Source organism: Arthrobacter sp. SW1 (genome assembly GCF_001766675.1).
In the GTDB taxonomy this organism is placed as follows: Bacteria; Actinomycetota; Actinomycetes; order Actinomycetales; family Micrococcaceae; genus Arthrobacter.
On sequence record NZ_MJLT01000001.1, the window covers coordinates 505,872 to 521,162 of the forward strand.

Here is a 15,291-nt window from a genome sequence, read left to right on the forward strand (position 1 = left end):
TTCCAGCCCAAACCGGATGGATTACGCTGATTTTTGTGCCACATCACCGGATAGCCCCGAATGTCAGCGAAACGTCCAACCAGTTGGCGGAGGCATTGGCTGCCCTGCGGACGGAGCTCGAACTGCCGGAAGATTATCCGGAAGAGGCACTCGCGGAGGCCAAGGAGGCCGTGGCATCCCACACCCTTCCGGCGCTGGACCTGGACCACATCCCCTTCGTCACCATTGATCCCGCCACCTCCACGGACCTGGACCAGGCTCTACACATCGAGCGCGACGGTGACGGCTACAAGGTCTTCTACGCCATTGCCGATGTGCCGTCCTTCGTCACGCCCGGCGGAGCCCTGGACACCGAGACCCGCCGCCGCGGCCAGACCCTCTACGCCCCGGACGGCCGCATCCCGCTGCACCCCGAGGTCATCAGTGAACAGGCCGGAAGCCTCCTTGCCGGACAAAAGTGCGGCGCATTTGTCTGGGAGTTCCACCTTGACGGCGCCGCCGAAGTGACCTCCGTTGCCGTCCGAAGGGCCGCCGTCCGCAGCCGCGCGAAACTGAATTACCGCGACGTCCAGGCGGACATCGATGCCGGAACCGCAGAGCCCGGGCTGCAGCTGCTCAAGGAGGTGGGCCTGAAGCGCGTGGAACTGGAGCGCAAGCGCGGCGGTGCCAGCCTGAACATGCCCGAACAGGAAATCGTGCCCCTGCCGGTGGGCGGCTACCGGATCGTGGCCGCGCCGTCCCTTCCTGTGGAGGACTGGAACGCACAGATCTCCCTCATGACCGGGATGGCAGCAGCGCAGCTCATGCTGGACGGCAAAGTGGGCATCCTGCGGACCATGCCGGCACCGGACGAGCGCTCCCTGCTCCACTTCAAACGCCAGACGGCCGCCCTCGGCAAGCCATGGAACAACGGCCAGGGCGGCATCAGCTACGGCGAATACCTCCGCACACTGGACGCTTCTGATCCGAAGCAGCTGGCCATCCTGCACTCGGCCGGCATGCTGTTCCGCGGCGCCGGTTACACCCCGTTCGACGGTGAGGTTCCCGACGACGTCGAACAGTCCGCGATCGGCGCACCCTACGCGCACACCACCGCGCCGCTGCGGCGCCTGGTGGACCGCTTCGTCCTGGTCATCTGTGAAGCCCTGAGCAACGGCACGGAGATTCCGGGCTGGGTGCGCGAGGCACTGCCGTTCCTGCCCGAAATGATGGCTGCCTCGGACCAGCTCGCCGGCAGGCTCGAGCGCATGGCGCTGGACACCGTGGAGGCTGCGCTGCTGGTGAGCCATGTGGGCGAGGAGTTCGACGCCGTCGTGATTTCCGGATCCAAGCCGAACGGCTCCAAACCGAACGGCGGCAACGGGAACGGAAACGGCAACGGGCGGCCGTCCGGCGTCGTGCAGATCGCGGAGCCGGCGGTCACCGCGCGCTGCGAGGGAGAAATGGAGTCCGGCACCAAGGTGCGGGTGCGGCTGCTGGCCGCCGACATCCATGCCCGGCAGATTTCCCTCGAACTGATCGGCTGAGCCGCCGGCCGTCGTGAAAATCACACCTTTCAAGGTGAAAACCGGATATGCCGTTACACTTGACCCGTAGTAATGGATGCCCGGTCGTTGATTCATTCCCTTTTGACTCAACAAGCCCGCACCTACGCGATCTTGAGATTTGCCCGCTGGTCACCAGTGCCAGTATTCAGATAGCCCGCGATCGGCTTCCACTGGACACGCTTGCGCCCGTCCGTGCTCCGGAACGGCTTTGCCGGAACCGTTGAGCATGCAGCGCAGCCCAAATGAATAAGGAAACTCCCCTGTGAGTGAATTGCACACCCATGAAGTCCTGAGCGACGGCAACGAATCGATCGAGCCCGAGGAAACCATCACCTCGGATGAAACGCCCCACGAGATCGAAGAGAAGTCCTTCGCCGACTTCAACGTCCGTGCGGACATTGTGGAATCGCTGGCCGACGCCGGCATCACCCACCCCTTCCCCATCCAGGCCATGACCCTTCCTGTGGCCCTCGGCGGACACGACATCATCGGCCAGGCCAAGACCGGTACGGGCAAGACCCTCGGCTTCGGCATCCCGGCCCTGCAGCGCGTCGTCGGCCAGGACGACCCCGGCTATGACGCCCTTCCCGTGCCGGGCGCCCCGCAGGCCCTGGTCATCGTGCCCACCCGCGAACTCGCGGTGCAGGTGGCCAACGACCTCCAGACCGCGTCCCGCAAGCGCAACGCCCGCATCGCCACCATCTACGGCGGCCGCGCCTACGAACCCCAGATCGAAGCCCTGCAGAAGGGTGTGGAAGTTGTGGTCGGCACCCCGGGCCGCCTGATCGACCTCTACAAGCAGCGCCACCTGAGCCTGAAGAACGTCCGGATCGTCGTCCTCGACGAAGCCGACGAAATGCTGGACCTCGGCTTCCTGCCCGATGTCGAGACCCTGATTGCCGGCACCCCCGCCGTCCGCCAGACCCTGCTGTTCTCGGCCACCATGCCCGGCCCGGTCATCGCCATGGCCCGCCGCTACATGACCCAGCCCACGCACATCCGCGCTGCCGATCCCAACGACGAAGGCCTCACCAAGCGCGATATCCGCCAGCTCATCTACCGTGCGCACAGCATGGACAAGACCGAGGTGGTGGCCCGCATCCTGCAGGCCCGCGGTCGCGGCCGCACCGTCATCTTCACCAAGACCAAGCGGACCGCCGCGAAGGTGGCCGAAGAGTTGGTTGACCGCGGCTTCGCGGCTGCCGCCATCCACGGCGACCTCGGCCAGGGCGCACGCGAGCAGGCCCTGCGCGCCTTCCGCAACAACAAGGTGGACGTGCTGGTGGCCACCGACGTCGCCGCCCGTGGCATCGATGTCGAGGACGTCACCCACGTCATCAACTACCAGTGCGTGGAAGACGAGAAGATCTACCTGCACCGCGTAGGCCGCACCGGCCGCGCCGGCAACAAGGGCACCGCCGTCACCTTTGTCGACTGGGACGACGTCCCCCGCTGGGCCCTTATCAACAAGGCCCTGGGCCTGGATGTGCCGGAGCCCATCGAAACCTACTCCTCCTCGCCGCACCTCTACACCGACCTGGACATCCCGGAAGGCACCAAGGGCCGCTTGCCGCGCGACAAGCGCGTGCTGGCCGGAGTCGAGGCCGAAGTCCTGGAGGACCTCGGCGAGACCGGCAAGAAGAACTCCCGCTCCGGCAAGTCCGGCAGCCGCGGCGGAAAGCGCGACGGCGGACGCCGCCAGGGCGAGTCCGGCGGCTCTGCTTCCGGCGAAGGGAAGTCCCGCGAAGGCGGCCGCACCCGCAACCGTCGCCGCCGCAGCGAGGGCGAATCGGGCGACAACGCCGCACAGTCCACCACCTCGGCGTCTGGTACAGCCCGGTCCGAGGGCGGCGAAGCCGCTGCGGAGAAGCCTGCCCGCACGCGCCGAACCCGGACGCGCCGCCGCAATGGCGAGGTCGTGTCCTCTCCGGCTGAGAACACCGAGGCATAAAAGCCTCAATGACTGACACTGTTTGGGCGCCGGACGGCAGCAACCTGGTGGTGCACGCGGACAACGCCGCGTTCCTCCCCACGCTGCCGGACGGCGCCTTCACACTGATCTACGTTGACCCGCCCTTCAACACGGGCAGGGTGCAGCGCCGGCAGGAAACCCGGATGGTCCGCAACGCCGACGGCGAAGGGGACCGGCTCGGTTTCAAGGGCCGTTCCTACGACACCATCAAGGGTGCCCTGCACAGTTACGACGACGCCTTCAGCGACTACTGGTCGTTCCTGGAGCCGCGGCTGCTCGAGGCCTGGCGCCTGCTCGCCGACGACGGCACACTCTACCTGCACCTGGACTACCGCGAAGTCCACTACGCCAAAGTGATGCTGGATGCGATCTTCGGGCGTGAGTGCTTCCTCAACGAGATCATCTGGGCCTACGACTACGGCGCGCGTGCCCGCAACCGCTGGCCCACCAAGCACGACAACATCCTCGTCTACGTGAAGAATCCGTCGAAGTACCACTTCGACAATGACGAGGTGGACCGGGAGCCCTACATGGCCCCCGGCCTGGTCACCGAAGCCAAGCGGAAGAAGGGCAAGCTGCCCACCGATGTCTGGTGGCACACCATCGTCTCCCCCACCGGCAAGGAAAAGACCGGTTATCCGACGCAGAAGCCCGAAGGGCTGGTGCGCCGGATCGTCTCGGCCTCAAGCCGGCCCGGGGACTGGTGCCTGGACTTCTTCGCGGGCTCCGGAACCCTGGGCGCGGTGGCCGGGAAGCTCGGCCGCAGGTTTGTCTGCGTGGACCGGAACGCCCCGGCGATCGAGATCATGCGCAAGCGGCTGGAAGGAAAGGCCGAGTTCGCCGAACTCCTTCCGCTCGTGGAAGAATCCGCGGGCTAGGCTCAACCGCAGCCGTGCATCAGCTGGATGCCGTGCTCCGTCTGGCGGTTGTCCAGGACAGCTCCGGCAGAATCGCAGAGTGCGTTGACCAGCAGGGCGAAGCCTTCGCCGTTCTGGAAGTTGCCGCCACCGCCCGGAACCTCTGGAACGGTGCCCGGAGGAAGGAAGACCCACGCGCCCCAGGCCTCCACGAAAGCCCAGTTTCCGCTGAAGTGGACGTTGCTGCTGATTGGCGGTACAAACACCCATTCGCTGCCCGTGTATGCGGGGCGGCTGGCGTTCGTACAGTCCAAGGCGTTGGCAGCGACGGGAACAAACATGAGGGCTGCGGCGAGGCCCGCGGCAGCCAGGGATTTCCTGAACATGGTTTCTCCATCGACAAATGAACGGGTAGAGCTACTGCGATGAGACCGTGAATGATGCGGTTGCTGGCCGCTTCCCCAACAGCCGAAACGATACTCAGGGCCCGCGCCAAGTCAAGACGTTTTCCTTATCCCCGGAGACCGGCAGAACGCCGGATTTACTGCCGTATCAGCCAATGAGTATCGTGTGCCTCATGAGTGGACACAGTGCGGGACCGCCCGGCGCGAAGCGCAATCCTGTCAGGGAATTCCTCGGTGGCGCAGGGCACCTGTTCCGGGCGTTCGCCTGGTGGCGCCGCAGGCCAGGCCTCATGGCACTCGGCCTCGTCCCGGCGGCCATCTCTGCCGTCCTGCTGTGCGCTGCCCTGGTGGTTCTTGCGGTTTTCCTGGCACCCCTTGTCGCAGCCCTCACGCCGTTCGCGGACGGCTGGCCGGCCTTCTGGCGGGATGCGCTGCGTGCCGGACTCTCAGTAGGGATCTTCGCCGGCGCCACTATCGTGGGCGTGCTCTCTTTCGCCGTACTGACGCTGACCGTGGGCGGCCCGCTTTATGAACGCATCGGTTCCGCGGTGGAACGCGAACTGGGCGACCCGCCCTCCGAAGCCGAAGGCGCCCCGGGCGGCTGGCTGGCCGATGGCGCGTCCCTGCTGGGCCGGGGCCTGCTTTGTTCGCTGCTCGCCGGTGCGCTCGGCCTCATCCCGGTGGTGGGGGCGGTCATCGGAGCGATCGTCGGATTCGTCCTCACCGCCTGGCTCCTGGCCGAGGAGCTTTCCTCCCAGGCCCTCGCCGCCCGGGGTTTTGCGCGTGCGGATCGTCAAAGGCTGCTGCGTTCCCGCCCGGCACGGACCCTGGGTTTCGGCCTGGCGGCCCAGGCATTCTTCTTCGTGCCGCTCGGGGCAGTACTGGTGATGCCTGTCGCCGTGGCGGGCGCGAGTACTTTCGTCCGTTCGCTGCAGACGGGCACGGCACCGGTACCGGCGTCCCGGACCTGACGGTCCAGCAGTTCCGGAGGGATCAGGGCATGGAAGGAGCAGGACGCTAAGCGCGCACAACCTTGCTGCCGCGGCCGAGTTCCTCGATCCGTGCCAGGACTTCTGGCCTCGTCAGGTTTTCGCCCAGCAGGTTCACCTTGCCGGTGCCGTGGTAATCGGACGAACCGGTCATGAAGAGATTGTTCTCCGCGGCGAAACGGCGCAGGAATTCCCGGCCTTCTTCCGGGTTGTCCCGGTGCTCCACCTCGAGTCCCAGCAAGCCGGCGTCGACCATCTCGCGGTAGGTACGCTCCCCCACCACGCGTCCACGCGCGGACGCCACCGGGTGCGCGAACACCGGCACGCCGCCGGCTGCGCGCACCAGTTCGACGGCGAACGCGGGCTCGGGTGCGTAGTGCTGCACGAAGTAGCGCGAATGTGAGCTCAGGATGGCGGTGAACGCTTCCGTGCGGTCCGCGACGGCGCCGGCCGCCACGAGCGCGTCGGCGATATGCGGCCGCCCCACCGTGGCACCCGGGGCGACGTGGTGGATGACGTCGTCCCAGCTCAGCGGGTAGTCCTCGGCGAGCAGGCTCACCATCCGCTGGGCCCGGGTCAGCCGGGCGTCCTTGGACTTGGTGATTTCCTCCAGCAGCCCGGGGTGCGCGGGATCATGCAGGTAGCTCAGGAGATGGACGCTGATGCCCGTTTCGGTGCGGCAGGAAATCTCCATGCCCGGCACCAAGGCAACACCGTGTTCCAAGGCCGCGACGGACGCTTCCGCCCAGCCGTCGGTGGAGTCGTGATCGGTCAGCGCCACCACATCCAGGCCCGCCTTCGCGGCGGAGCGGATCAGCTCCCCGGGGGCCTCGGTTCCGTCCGAAACATTGGAATGGGTGTGCAGGTCGATCTTCACTCCCCCAGCTTAAGTGACTGCGGGCTTGATGGGCCCGGGCCGCCATGCCGGCGTGCGTTGGCCCCCTCCGTGAACAGGTGGGAACATGGGAGCGTGAACGATGCAGAAACCACCCAAAATTCAGCTCAGCAGCCCTTGGAAGACCGCGTCAACAACCGGTCCCAGCGGCCCACCTCCGATGCCTTCAAGGCCTTCATGGCCAGCAACTGGGCGCCCGCCGCGCAGGTGACCCCCGCGCGCGACGCCGTCGCAGACCACGCCGCCGCCCGCCGTCGGGCCATCTCCGAAAAGTTCGCAGGCCTCCGCGTCGTCGTTCCTGCCGGTCCGCTGAAGGTCCGCTCGAACGACACCGATTACCGCTTCCGTCCGCATTCCGCATTCGCCCACCTCACCGGCCTGGGCCTGGACCACGAGCCCGACGCCGTGCTCATCCTGGAACCCGTCAAGGAGGGAACCGGCGACGACGGCGGCAACCACCGCGCCACCCTGTACTTCCGCCCGCTGGCCGGCCGCGACACCGAACAGTTCTACGCCGACGCCCGCTCGGGTGAATTCTGGATCGGCCCCCGCCCCACCCTCGCCGAATTCGAAGCCCGCCTGGGCCTGCGCACCGCGCACATCGACGAACTCGAAGTCGCCATCACCAAGAACGTGGGCGCTCCGGAAATCGGCGGCATCGCGATCCGCCTGGTCCGCAAGGTGGACGAGAACATCGACGCCCTGGTGGACACCGCCCGCTACAACACGGCCAAGGACCCGGAAAACCTGGACCTCGCCGAACTCGATGCCCTGGACGAGCAGCTCAGCGAAGCCCTCTCCGAGCTGCGCCTGCTCAAGGACGAGTGGGAAATCGAACAAATGAAGATCGCGGTCGCCGCCACCGTGGAAGGTTTCGCCGACGTCGTCCGCGCCCTGCCGCGCGCCCTCACCCACGAGCGTGGCGAACGCGTCGTGGAGGGTGCCTTCTTTGCCCGTGCCCGCGAGGAAGGCAACGAACTCGGCTACGACACCATCGCCGCCGCCGGCAACAACGCCACCGTGCTGCACTGGACCCGCAACAACGGCAAGGTCAACGCCGGTGAGCTGCTGCTCCTGGACGCCGGCGTGGAGGCCGAGTCCCTCTACACCGCGGACGTCACCCGCACCATCCCGGCCAACGGCACGTTCTCGGACGTGCAGCGCGAGGTCTACGAGGCCGTGCTGGACGCCGCCGACGCCGGTTTCGCCGCTGCCCGGCCGGGCGCGAAGTTCCGCGACATCCACGCCGCCGCCACCAAGGTACTGGCCGAGCGCCTTGCCGAGTGGGGCCTGCTGCCGGTCTCGGTCGAGGAAGCCATCAGCCCCGAGGGCCAGCAGCACCGCCGCTGGATGCCGCACGGCACCAGCCACCACCTGGGCCTGGACGTCCACGACTGCGCCCAGGCCAAGCGCGAACTGTACCTGGACGGCATCCTCACCGAAGGCATGGTCTTCACCATCGAGCCCGGCCTCTACTTCAAGAACGAGGACCTCGCCATTCCGGCCGAATACCGCGGCATCGGTGTGCGGATCGAGGACGACATCCTCATGACCGCCGACGGCCCCGTCAACCTGAGCGCCGCCCTGCCGCGCAAGGCGGACGACGTCGAGGCCTGGATGGCCGGCATCTACCAGGACGCCGAGTAACCAGCGCACGCATAAAGGAGGCGGTCACCGGAATTCCGGTGACCGCCTCCTTGGCGTTTGGGCGTGAATGCCCGACGGCGGCTACTGCACCTTGGGTGCGCCGCCATCCTCTGCGTCGTGCCCGCCGTCGCCGTGGTCCGGTTTGTCCGTTTCGGCAGGGCCGGCCGGCTGTGCCGGGTTGATCGGCTGCGTCGGGCTGATCGGCTGCGCTGGGGCGGCCTGCGCCTGGTCCACGCGGATGCCGTACTGCGGACGGCCGTCCGGCAGGTCCGGATAATGGGATGGCGCGGGGGCCGGAGCCTGCTGGGAAGGAGCAGCCTGGGGCTGCTGGGAAGGAGCTACGCCCTGCTCAGCACCCTGCTGCGTGCGCTGGCCGTAGGGATCCTGCCAGCCGGCCGGGCGTTCCGGCCCCTGCTGGTAGGGAGGCTGGTACGGCTGCTGGTAAGGCGGCGTCGGCTGCTGCGGGTGCTGGCCCTGCTGGTTGTATGGCTGCGGCGCGCCGGCGGCCTGGGCCGGGTTCATCGGCAGTTGGTGCAGCAGGCGGCGGGCTTCCTGCGCGGCTTCGTAGGCCACGATCACGTCGTAGTTGCTGGCAACGACTTGGCTGGTGGAGGTGAAGTCCCGCTTGCCGCGCTGCATGGCGTAGGTGACGATTCCGAACAGCATGAAGAACGCCGCACCCATCAGCACCGAGGTGATGATGGAGAACGCTCCGCCGGTGGGCGAGAAGAAGGACAGCATGACACCCACGAACAGGCCGAACCACATGCCGCTCAAGGCCCCGGACAGTGCCACCCGCGGGTAGCTCAGGCGCCCGGTGACCCGCTCAACCATTTTCAGCTCGTTGCCCACGATCGAGACAAGCTGCACGGGGAACTGCTGGTCCGCCAGGTAGTCCACCGCCTTCTGGGCATCAAGATACGAGGTGTAGGAGCCCACGGTGTCGCCTTGGGGGACGCTGCGGGATTCCTCCGTTGCCTTGGGTGCGCCGAAAATGTTTGCCATAGCCCCATTCTGTCCCATGCACATGTGCGTCGGCTGAAATTCAGCTAAAAGAGAGCAGACTCGGTAGCCTGTAGAGATGAGCACACAACCTTCCCGCGTCTTTGTCGCGCGCCTGCTCGGCCTCGACGTTTTCGACCCCTTGGGCGATCGTCTTGGCCGGCTGCGCGACGTCGTCGTGCTCTCGCGCGGAACCCGCGGAGCCCCCCACGTGGTGGGCATCGTCGTCGAGGTTCCTGGGAAGAAGCGCGTCTTCGTCCCGATGACCCGCATCACCTCGATCGACCAGACCCAGATCATCTGCACGGGCCTCGTCAACCTGCGCCGCTTCGAACAGCGAGGCGCCGAAACCCTGGTGGTTGCCGAAATGTTCGACCGCCGCGTCACGCTAGCCGACGGCAGCGGCGACGCCACCATCGAGGACATCGCCATGGACCAGCACCGCTCCAAGGACTGGTTCGTCAGCAAGCTCTTCGTGCGCCGCGGGCACTCGCTCTCCCCGCTCAGCCGGCTGCGCCGCAACGAAACCATGATCATCGACTGGGCGGACGCCCAGCAGGGCGCACGCACCGAGCCGCAGGCCGCCACCCAGTTCGTGGCCACCCACGAAGACCTCAAGCCGGCCGACTTCGCCGAAGCCCTCCAGGAAATGAGCGACAAGCGCCGCCTCGAGGTGGCCAGCGAACTCCAGGATGAGCGCCTGGCCGATGTCCTCCAGGAGCTCCCGGAAGACGACCAGGTGGAAATCCTCTCCGCCCTCGACGTCGAACGCGCCGCCGACGTCCTGGAAGAGATGGACCCGGACGACGCCGCCGACCTCCTGGCCGAGCTCCCCTCCGCCCAGGCGGAAGAGCTGCTCCAGCTCATGGAACCTGACGAAGCCGAGGACGTCCGCCGCCTGCTCGAATACGACGAAGACACCGCCGGCGGCCTCATGACCCCCGTGCCGGTGATCCTTCCCCCGGAAGCCACCGTCGCCGAGGCACTGGCGCACGTACGCCGCGAGGAGCTCTCCCCCGCGCTGGCCTCCGCGATCTTCATTACCCGCCCGCCGCTGGAGACGCCCACGGGCCGCTTCCTCGGCGTCGTGCACATCCAGCAGTTGCTGCGCTTCCCGCCGCCGGAACCGCTCGGCAACCTGGTGGACAAGAACCTGGAGCCCCTGTCGGACCACGCGCACATCAGCGAAGTCGCCAGGACCCTGGCCACCTATGACCTCAATTCCCTTCCGGTCGTTGACGACGCCGGCCGCCTCGTGGGGGCGGTGACTGTTGATGACGTGCTGGATCACCTGTTGCCTGATGACTGGCGCGCCCATGAGGATGACGCCCCCGTAAAGAAGCTTGGAGGCCGGATTGGCTGACAACACACCGCCCAAGCCCGGCACGCGCAGCAGCAAGCTGCCCTCGTTCGGCGGACTCGACACTCCGCTGAGCGGCCGCAAACGGATCTTCCCCAAGCTCTCCCCCAACCCGGACGCCTTCGGCAACGCCACCGAAGGCTTCGCCCGGTTCATGGGCACGCCGCAGTTCCTGGTCTACATGACCATCTTCTGTGTGGCCTGGCTGGGCTGGAACAGCTTCGCGCCCAAGGAGTGGCAGTTCGACTCCCAGGACCTCGGCTTCACCCTGCTGACCCTGATGCTCTCCCTGCAGGCCTCCTACGCGGCTCCGCTGCTGCTGCTTGCCCAGAACCGGCAGGATGACCGGGACCGTGTCTCGCTGCAGCAGGACCGCCAGCAGGCGGCACGCAACCTTGCGGACACCGAATACCTGACCCGCGAGCTGGCGTCCCTGCGCATCACGCTGCGGGAAGTCGCCACCCGCGACTACGTCCGCGCCGAGCTGCGCTCCATGCTGGAAGACCTCCTCGAAGCGCAGGAGGAACTGCGCGCGAACGACGCCTCGGACAACGGCGACGGCGAAACCCCGCGTGAGAAGGTCAAGGAGAAACTCAAGGAAAAGCGGGACAAGCAGCGCAATCCGCGCACCCAGCAGATCCCCAAGGTCCGCCCTCCGCAGAACCAGCCCGAAAGCCGCAACTGAACGTATGAGCTCCCCATCACCAGAGGCGCTCGACGCCGCCCTGGCCACCGTCATCGACCCCGAACTGCGCCGCCCCATCACCGAACTCGGCATGGTCGATTCCGTCTCCGCGGACTCCGCGGGGACCGTCCACGTCGCGGTGCTGCTGACGATCGCAGGCTGCCCCTTGCGGGACACCATCACGGCCGACGCCACCGCTGCCCTCTCAAGGGTGCCCGGCGTCACCGGCGTCGAGGTTGAGCTCAAGGTCATGGACCAGGCCCAGCGCGACGCCCTCAAGGAACGGCTGCGCGGCCCTGGCGGCCAGCGCGGCATTCCGTTCAACCAGCCGGGTTCCCTCACCAAGGTCTATGCCGTGGCCAGCGGCAAGGGCGGGGTCGGCAAGTCCTCCGTCACCGTCAACCTCGCCTGTGCGCTGGCGGAGCGCGGCCTGCGCGTGGGCATCGTTGACGCGGACGTCCATGGCTTCTCCGTGCCCGCTCTCATGGGCATCACGCAGCCGCCCACCCGCGTTGACGACATGATCCTGCCCCCGGTGGCGTACGGCGTGAAGGTGATCTCGATCGGCATGTTCGTCGAGGGCAACAAGCCCGTGGCCTGGCGTGGCCCCATGCTGCACCGGGCCCTCGAACAGTTCCTCACGGACGTCTACTTCGGGGATCTCGATGTCCTCTTCCTCGACCTCCCGCCCGGCACCGGGGATATCGCGATCTCGGTCGCGCAGCTGTTGCCCGGCGCGGAGATCCTGGTGGTCACCACCCCGCAGGCAGCAGCAGCGGAAGTCGCCGAACGTGCCGGCACCATAGCCGCGCAAACGGGCCAGAAGGTGGCCGGCGTGGTGGAGAACATGTCGTTCCTGGAAATGCCCGACGGCGGCAGGATGGAACTGTTCGGAAGCGGCGGCGGCGAGCTGCTCGCCAAGCGGCTGGGCGCCGTCGTCAGCAGCGACGTTCCGTTGCTGGGACAGATCCCGCTGGACATCAGGCTCCGCGAAGGCGGGGACGCCGGCCGCCCGGTGGTGCTGGCGGCTCCGGAAACGGCAGCAGCACAGGCGCTGCAGGGCATCGCGGGCAGGATCCTCGCAAAGCCGCGCGGGCTGGCGGGCATGCCGCTGGGAATCCAGCCCCGCTGACCGGGCTGCCCCGGCAGCCGGCTACGTCCGCTTAGGTGGCTTCGCTGTCGAAGGGGGCGACTTCGCCCTCCTCCAGGCGTTCCACCACGCGGGCGGGCGGCGGAGCAGGGGCCTCGACGGCCGCGGTTGCCACGGCGGCCGGGGCGCCGGCACTGACGGCCTTCGTGTCGTCGTCGAGCAGTGCTTCCTTGATGATGCGCCGTGGATCGTACTGGCGGGGATCGTACTTCTTCCAGTCGACATCGTCGATGTCGATGCCCACTTCTTCCTTGATCTGTTCGCGCGCACCGGAGGCCATCCGGCGGACTTCCTTGACCAGGTTCGCCAGTTTCTGGGTGTATTCGGGCAAACGGCTGGGGCCGATCACAAGCACACCGATGATCAGCAGGAGCAGGAACTCCGGGCCATTGATTCCAAACACGCTTCGAAGATTACCTTGTCCGTTGCCCTGTCTTGAAACCGGCCCGGATGGCCGCTCAGAATCCTGCCAGGTTCGCCAGGCTGCGCAGTCCGCGGCGGATGCGGTCCTGCCAATTGCCGGCTGTTTCCTCGGCGGCGGGAAGCAGGGAATCGCCGGCCGCCATGAGCTCCGGAACGGCGTCGTCAGCGCGTTCGGCAGGCAGGTCGGAGGCATAGCTCAGCCGGGCCACGGACGAACGGTACACGGCCTGCCAGCGGGTTCCCTGGCTGACGGAGAGCCATGCCCCGGACGTGGCGTCCCCGGGAAGGTGCTGTTCCACCAGGGTGGCGTGGTGGGTGCCGTCGCTCAGTTCCAGTTCCACGGCCGGGTTCCCGTCCTGCATGGTGGCCCGGGCGGAAACCACGCGGAAGCCCATGCCGGAGAGTTCCGGGCAGGCCCAGCCTTTGTTGCGGAGTTCTTCGAGTTGCGCGGCACTCAGTATTACGCCGTCCGGGTCCGCTGCTGCCCTGCTGTCCACGGAGAGCGCACTTTCAAAGGGCGCGCCGGCCAGGCTCCGCACGTCGCGCCCTGAGCCGGCTGCGGCGGGCTCCGGCTCGCCTCCGACGACGTATGCGGCAGCAGCCAAGGCACCGGCACTGACAAGCAGGCCTCCGGCGGCAATTCCGGTGGTGCGCAGGACCATCGCGGCGCGGCCACGGCTCGCGGTTTCCACGCCGAAGTCGCTGGATTCGGCAATGCTTCGCGTTTGCGCGATCAGCCGCGCGGTGAGTTCCTGGCTGGCCTCGGGCACGCTTGCCTTCCGCAGCCGCTCCAGGTACTGCCGTTCGCGCAGCACCTCCGCCTGGCAGTCCGCGCAATGCTTGAGGTGTTCCGGCGTCCGCTTATGCCGCAGGCCGCGGCCCAGCGCAGCCTGCCGCCCGTTCAGCAAACCCATGGCAACCTCAATGCAGGCCGGCGATCCGGGGCATCTTGAGCCGTGGCGTGCGGGCCTTGGCGGGGCGGGGATCCCGGTGGGCAAGCTTCTCGCGCAGCATGGTCCGCCCGCGGTGGATACGGGAACGCACGGTGCCGAGCTTGACGCCAAGCGCTTCGGCGACCTCGTCGTAAGAGAGGCCTTCCAGATCGCAAAGCACGACGGCGGCCCGGAAGTCCGGCGGCAGTTCTTCCAGCGCGCGCTGGACGTCGAGGTCCAGGTTGTTCAGCTCAAAGCTCTGTTCCGGGCCGGGTTCCTGGCCGGGAAGCCGGGATTCGGCGTCTTCTGCCAAGGCGTCGAAGCGGATCCGGCTCTTGCGGCGCGCCTGGTCGAGGAAAAGGTTGGTGGTGATCCGGTGGAGCCAGCCGTCCAGGGTTCCCGGCTTGAAGTTCTCCAAGGAACGGAACACGCGGACGAAGACCTCCTGGGTGAGGTCCTCGGCGTCGAACTTGTTTCCGGTCAACCTGTAGGCAAGGCGGAATACCTTGGCGGAGTGGTTCTCGACCACTTCTTCCCAACTGGGCGTGACCCATTCGGTGGTCGTCTGAGCTGCGCCCGTGGCGTCCACGGTTGTTGCACGGGATGGCGCAGCAAGTGATGCCGGCATCGTCCGCTCCCCTCGCACCCTTTTCATCACCCGGTGCTATGGTGCCGCCATCTCCTGGATGGCCGGACACATATCATCGCAGGATTGTCTGGGAGTTTCCTGACCGCCCTCGGCTGTAGGCTTGGATGGACATTCCCCCTCCTTTGCCCGGAAAGCGAACCCTCCATGAGCGCCGACAAGTCAAGCAGCTGGTCCTATGCGGAAGATTTTCCTGCCGAGGACGAGGTGTTGCTTCGCGCCCGGGAACGCTCCTTCGAGCTCGGCGTCACGGCGGTGAGTGCCGGCGTCGGCGCGATGCTCACGGTGCTCGCTGCGGCGTCGAAGGCACAGACCGTGGTGGAAGTGGGTTCAGGCGCCGGCGTTTCGGGTGTCTGCCTGCTGCGGGGCTTGGGTCCGCAGGGCGTCCTGACGACGATCGACACGGACGTCGAACACCTCAAGGCGGCCCGTGAAGCATTCCTTGAGTCCGGAAGCCCGGCGAACCGCACCCGCACCATTTCCGGCCGCGCCGCGGATGTCCTTCCGCGCCTGACCGACTCCGCCTATGACCTGGTGTTCATCGACGCCGACAAGCCGAACTTCCCGGTCTACGTGGAGCAGGCCGTGCGCCTCCTCAAGCGCGGCGGCACCCTGGTGGTCAATGACGCCCTGGACAAGGACCGCGTCTCCAATCCGGCCGCCCGGGAAGCTACCACGGTCACCCTCCGCCAGATCGGCAAGGCGATCCGCGACGACGACCGGCTCGCCGCGGCGATGCTGCCCACCGGCGACGGCCTGCTGGTCGCGGTGAAGAAATAGCC

15 protein-coding genes are annotated in these 15,291 nt (G+C 67.2%); 9 read left to right on the forward strand and 6 right to left on the reverse strand.

Going from position 1 to position 15,291, the window contains the following annotated elements:
- The first annotated feature begins 35 nt into the window (after positions 1-35).
- The 3 genes from BIU82_RS02370 (at position 36) to BIU82_RS02380 (ending at position 4,397) form a co-directional block, all read left to right on the forward strand.
- Positions 36-1,526 carry an RNB domain-containing ribonuclease gene (locus BIU82_RS02370; RefSeq protein WP_070347823.1) on the forward strand — a complete coding sequence of 497 codons (1,491 nt, stop codon included), beginning with the start codon at positions 36-38 and terminating at the stop codon, positions 1,524-1,526.
- A gap of 283 nt (positions 1,527-1,809) precedes the next feature.
- Positions 1,810-3,498 carry a DEAD/DEAH box helicase gene (locus tag BIU82_RS02375; protein WP_070347824.1) on the forward strand — a complete coding sequence of 563 codons (1,689 nt, stop codon included), beginning with the start codon at positions 1,810-1,812 and terminating at the stop codon, positions 3,496-3,498.
- A gap of 8 nt (positions 3,499-3,506) precedes the next feature.
- Complete coding sequence (locus BIU82_RS02380) at positions 3,507-4,397, forward strand: site-specific DNA-methyltransferase (protein ID WP_070347825.1); 891 nt, start codon at positions 3,507-3,509, stop codon at positions 4,395-4,397.
- A 2-nt stretch (positions 4,398-4,399) separates the two neighbouring features.
- Here BIU82_RS02380 and BIU82_RS02385 read toward each other — a convergent pair whose 3' ends face one another.
- Positions 4,400-4,762, reverse strand: a complete 363-nt coding sequence (locus BIU82_RS02385) for a hypothetical protein (RefSeq protein ID WP_070347826.1) — start codon at positions 4,760-4,762, stop codon at positions 4,400-4,402.
- Positions 4,763-4,953: 191 nt separating this feature from the next.
- On the opposite strand from BIU82_RS02385, the gene BIU82_RS02390 reads away from it, so the two are divergent.
- Positions 4,954-5,751 carry an EI24 domain-containing protein gene (locus BIU82_RS02390; protein WP_083292144.1) on the forward strand — a complete coding sequence of 266 codons (798 nt, stop codon included), beginning with the start codon at positions 4,954-4,956 and terminating at the stop codon, positions 5,749-5,751.
- Positions 5,752-5,797: 46 nt separating this feature from the next.
- On the opposite strand, the gene BIU82_RS02395 is transcribed toward BIU82_RS02390, so the two are convergent.
- Positions 5,798-6,646, reverse strand: a complete 849-nt coding sequence (locus tag BIU82_RS02395; protein ID WP_070347828.1) for a PHP domain-containing protein — start codon at positions 6,644-6,646, stop codon at positions 5,798-5,800.
- Positions 6,647-6,739: 93 nt separating this feature from the next.
- Here BIU82_RS02395 and BIU82_RS02400 point away from each other — a divergent pair, with 93 nt between their 5' ends.
- Positions 6,740-8,311 carry an aminopeptidase P family protein gene (locus tag BIU82_RS02400; protein WP_070347829.1) on the forward strand — a complete coding sequence of 524 codons (1,572 nt, stop codon included), beginning with the start codon at positions 6,740-6,742 and terminating at the stop codon, positions 8,309-8,311.
- An 81-nt stretch (positions 8,312-8,392) separates the two neighbouring features.
- Here BIU82_RS02400 and BIU82_RS02405 read toward each other — a convergent pair whose 3' ends face one another.
- Positions 8,393-9,316, reverse strand: a complete 924-nt coding sequence (locus tag BIU82_RS02405; RefSeq protein WP_070347830.1) for a general stress protein — start codon at positions 9,314-9,316, stop codon at positions 8,393-8,395.
- Positions 9,317-9,392: 76 nt separating this feature from the next.
- On the opposite strand from BIU82_RS02405, the gene BIU82_RS02410 reads away from it, so the two are divergent.
- The 3 genes from BIU82_RS02410 to BIU82_RS02420 are packed head-to-tail and all read left to right on the forward strand — an operon-like array spanning position 9,393 to position 12,490.
- A complete protein-coding gene (locus BIU82_RS02410) occupies positions 9,393-10,676 on the forward strand; it encodes a CBS domain-containing protein (RefSeq protein WP_070347831.1) in 1,284 nt (427 codons plus the stop codon).
- The gene (locus BIU82_RS02415) at positions 10,657-11,358 is read left to right on the forward strand and encodes a DUF1003 domain-containing protein (RefSeq protein ID WP_070347832.1); all 702 of its coding nucleotides are present in this window, start codon (positions 10,657-10,659) and stop codon (positions 11,356-11,358) included. The genes BIU82_RS02410 and BIU82_RS02415 overlap by 20 nt, the downstream gene beginning before the upstream one ends.
- Positions 11,359-11,362: 4 nt before the next feature.
- Positions 11,363-12,490 (forward strand): Mrp/NBP35 family ATP-binding protein, encoded by a 1,128-nt coding sequence (locus tag BIU82_RS02420; protein ID WP_070347833.1) that lies wholly within the window; start codon positions 11,363-11,365, stop codon positions 12,488-12,490.
- 31 nt (positions 12,491-12,521) lie between these two features.
- On the opposite strand, the gene BIU82_RS02425 is transcribed toward BIU82_RS02420, so the two are convergent.
- From BIU82_RS02425 to sigE, 3 genes are read right to left on the reverse strand one after another with little or no spacing between them, the layout of a single operon-like run.
- Complete coding sequence (locus BIU82_RS02425) at positions 12,522-12,911, reverse strand: Sec-independent protein translocase TatB (RefSeq protein WP_070347834.1); 390 nt, start codon at positions 12,909-12,911, stop codon at positions 12,522-12,524.
- Positions 12,912-12,966: 55 nt separating this feature from the next.
- Positions 12,967-13,845 carry a hypothetical protein gene (locus BIU82_RS02430; protein WP_070347835.1) on the reverse strand — a complete coding sequence of 293 codons (879 nt, stop codon included), beginning with the start codon at positions 13,843-13,845 and terminating at the stop codon, positions 12,967-12,969.
- Positions 13,846-13,852: 7 nt separating this feature from the next.
- A complete protein-coding gene (sigE, locus tag BIU82_RS02435) occupies positions 13,853-14,491 on the reverse strand; it encodes an RNA polymerase sigma factor SigE (protein ID WP_070347836.1) in 639 nt (212 codons plus the stop codon).
- A gap of 165 nt (positions 14,492-14,656) precedes the next feature.
- Between sigE and BIU82_RS02440 the strand changes: the two genes are divergently transcribed.
- Positions 14,657-15,289 (forward strand): O-methyltransferase, encoded by a 633-nt coding sequence (locus BIU82_RS02440; RefSeq protein ID WP_070347837.1) that lies wholly within the window; start codon positions 14,657-14,659, stop codon positions 15,287-15,289.
- The last annotated feature ends 2 nt before the right edge of the window (positions 15,290-15,291 follow it).

What these genes read in the sequence shown, in the direction of transcription:
- BIU82_RS02380 (WP_070347825.1), top strand. Translation starts at nt 3,507, where the DNA reads ATGACTGACACTGTTTGGGCGCCGGACGGCAGCAACCTGGTGGTGCAC.
- BIU82_RS02385 (WP_070347826.1), bottom strand. Translation starts at nt 4,762, where the DNA reads ATGTTCAGGAAATCCCTGGCTGCCGCGGGCCTCGCCGCAGCCCTCATG.
- BIU82_RS02390 (WP_083292144.1), top strand. Translation starts at nt 4,954, where the DNA reads ATGAGTGGACACAGTGCGGGACCGCCCGGCGCGAAGCGCAATCCTGTC.
- BIU82_RS02405 (WP_070347830.1), bottom strand. Translation starts at nt 9,316, where the DNA reads ATGGCAAACATTTTCGGCGCACCCAAGGCAACGGAGGAATCCCGCAGC.
- BIU82_RS02410 (WP_070347831.1), top strand. Translation starts at nt 9,393, where the DNA reads ATGAGCACACAACCTTCCCGCGTCTTTGTCGCGCGCCTGCTCGGCCTC.
- BIU82_RS02420 (WP_070347833.1), top strand. Translation starts at nt 11,363, where the DNA reads ATGAGCTCCCCATCACCAGAGGCGCTCGACGCCGCCCTGGCCACCGTC.
- BIU82_RS02430 (WP_070347835.1), bottom strand. Translation starts at nt 13,845, where the DNA reads ATGGGTTTGCTGAACGGGCGGCAGGCTGCGCTGGGCCGCGGCCTGCGG.
- sigE (WP_070347836.1), bottom strand. Translation starts at nt 14,491, where the DNA reads ATGCCGGCATCACTTGCTGCGCCATCCCGTGCAACAACCGTGGACGCC.
- BIU82_RS02440 (WP_070347837.1), top strand. Translation starts at nt 14,657, where the DNA reads ATGAGCGCCGACAAGTCAAGCAGCTGGTCCTATGCGGAAGATTTTCCT.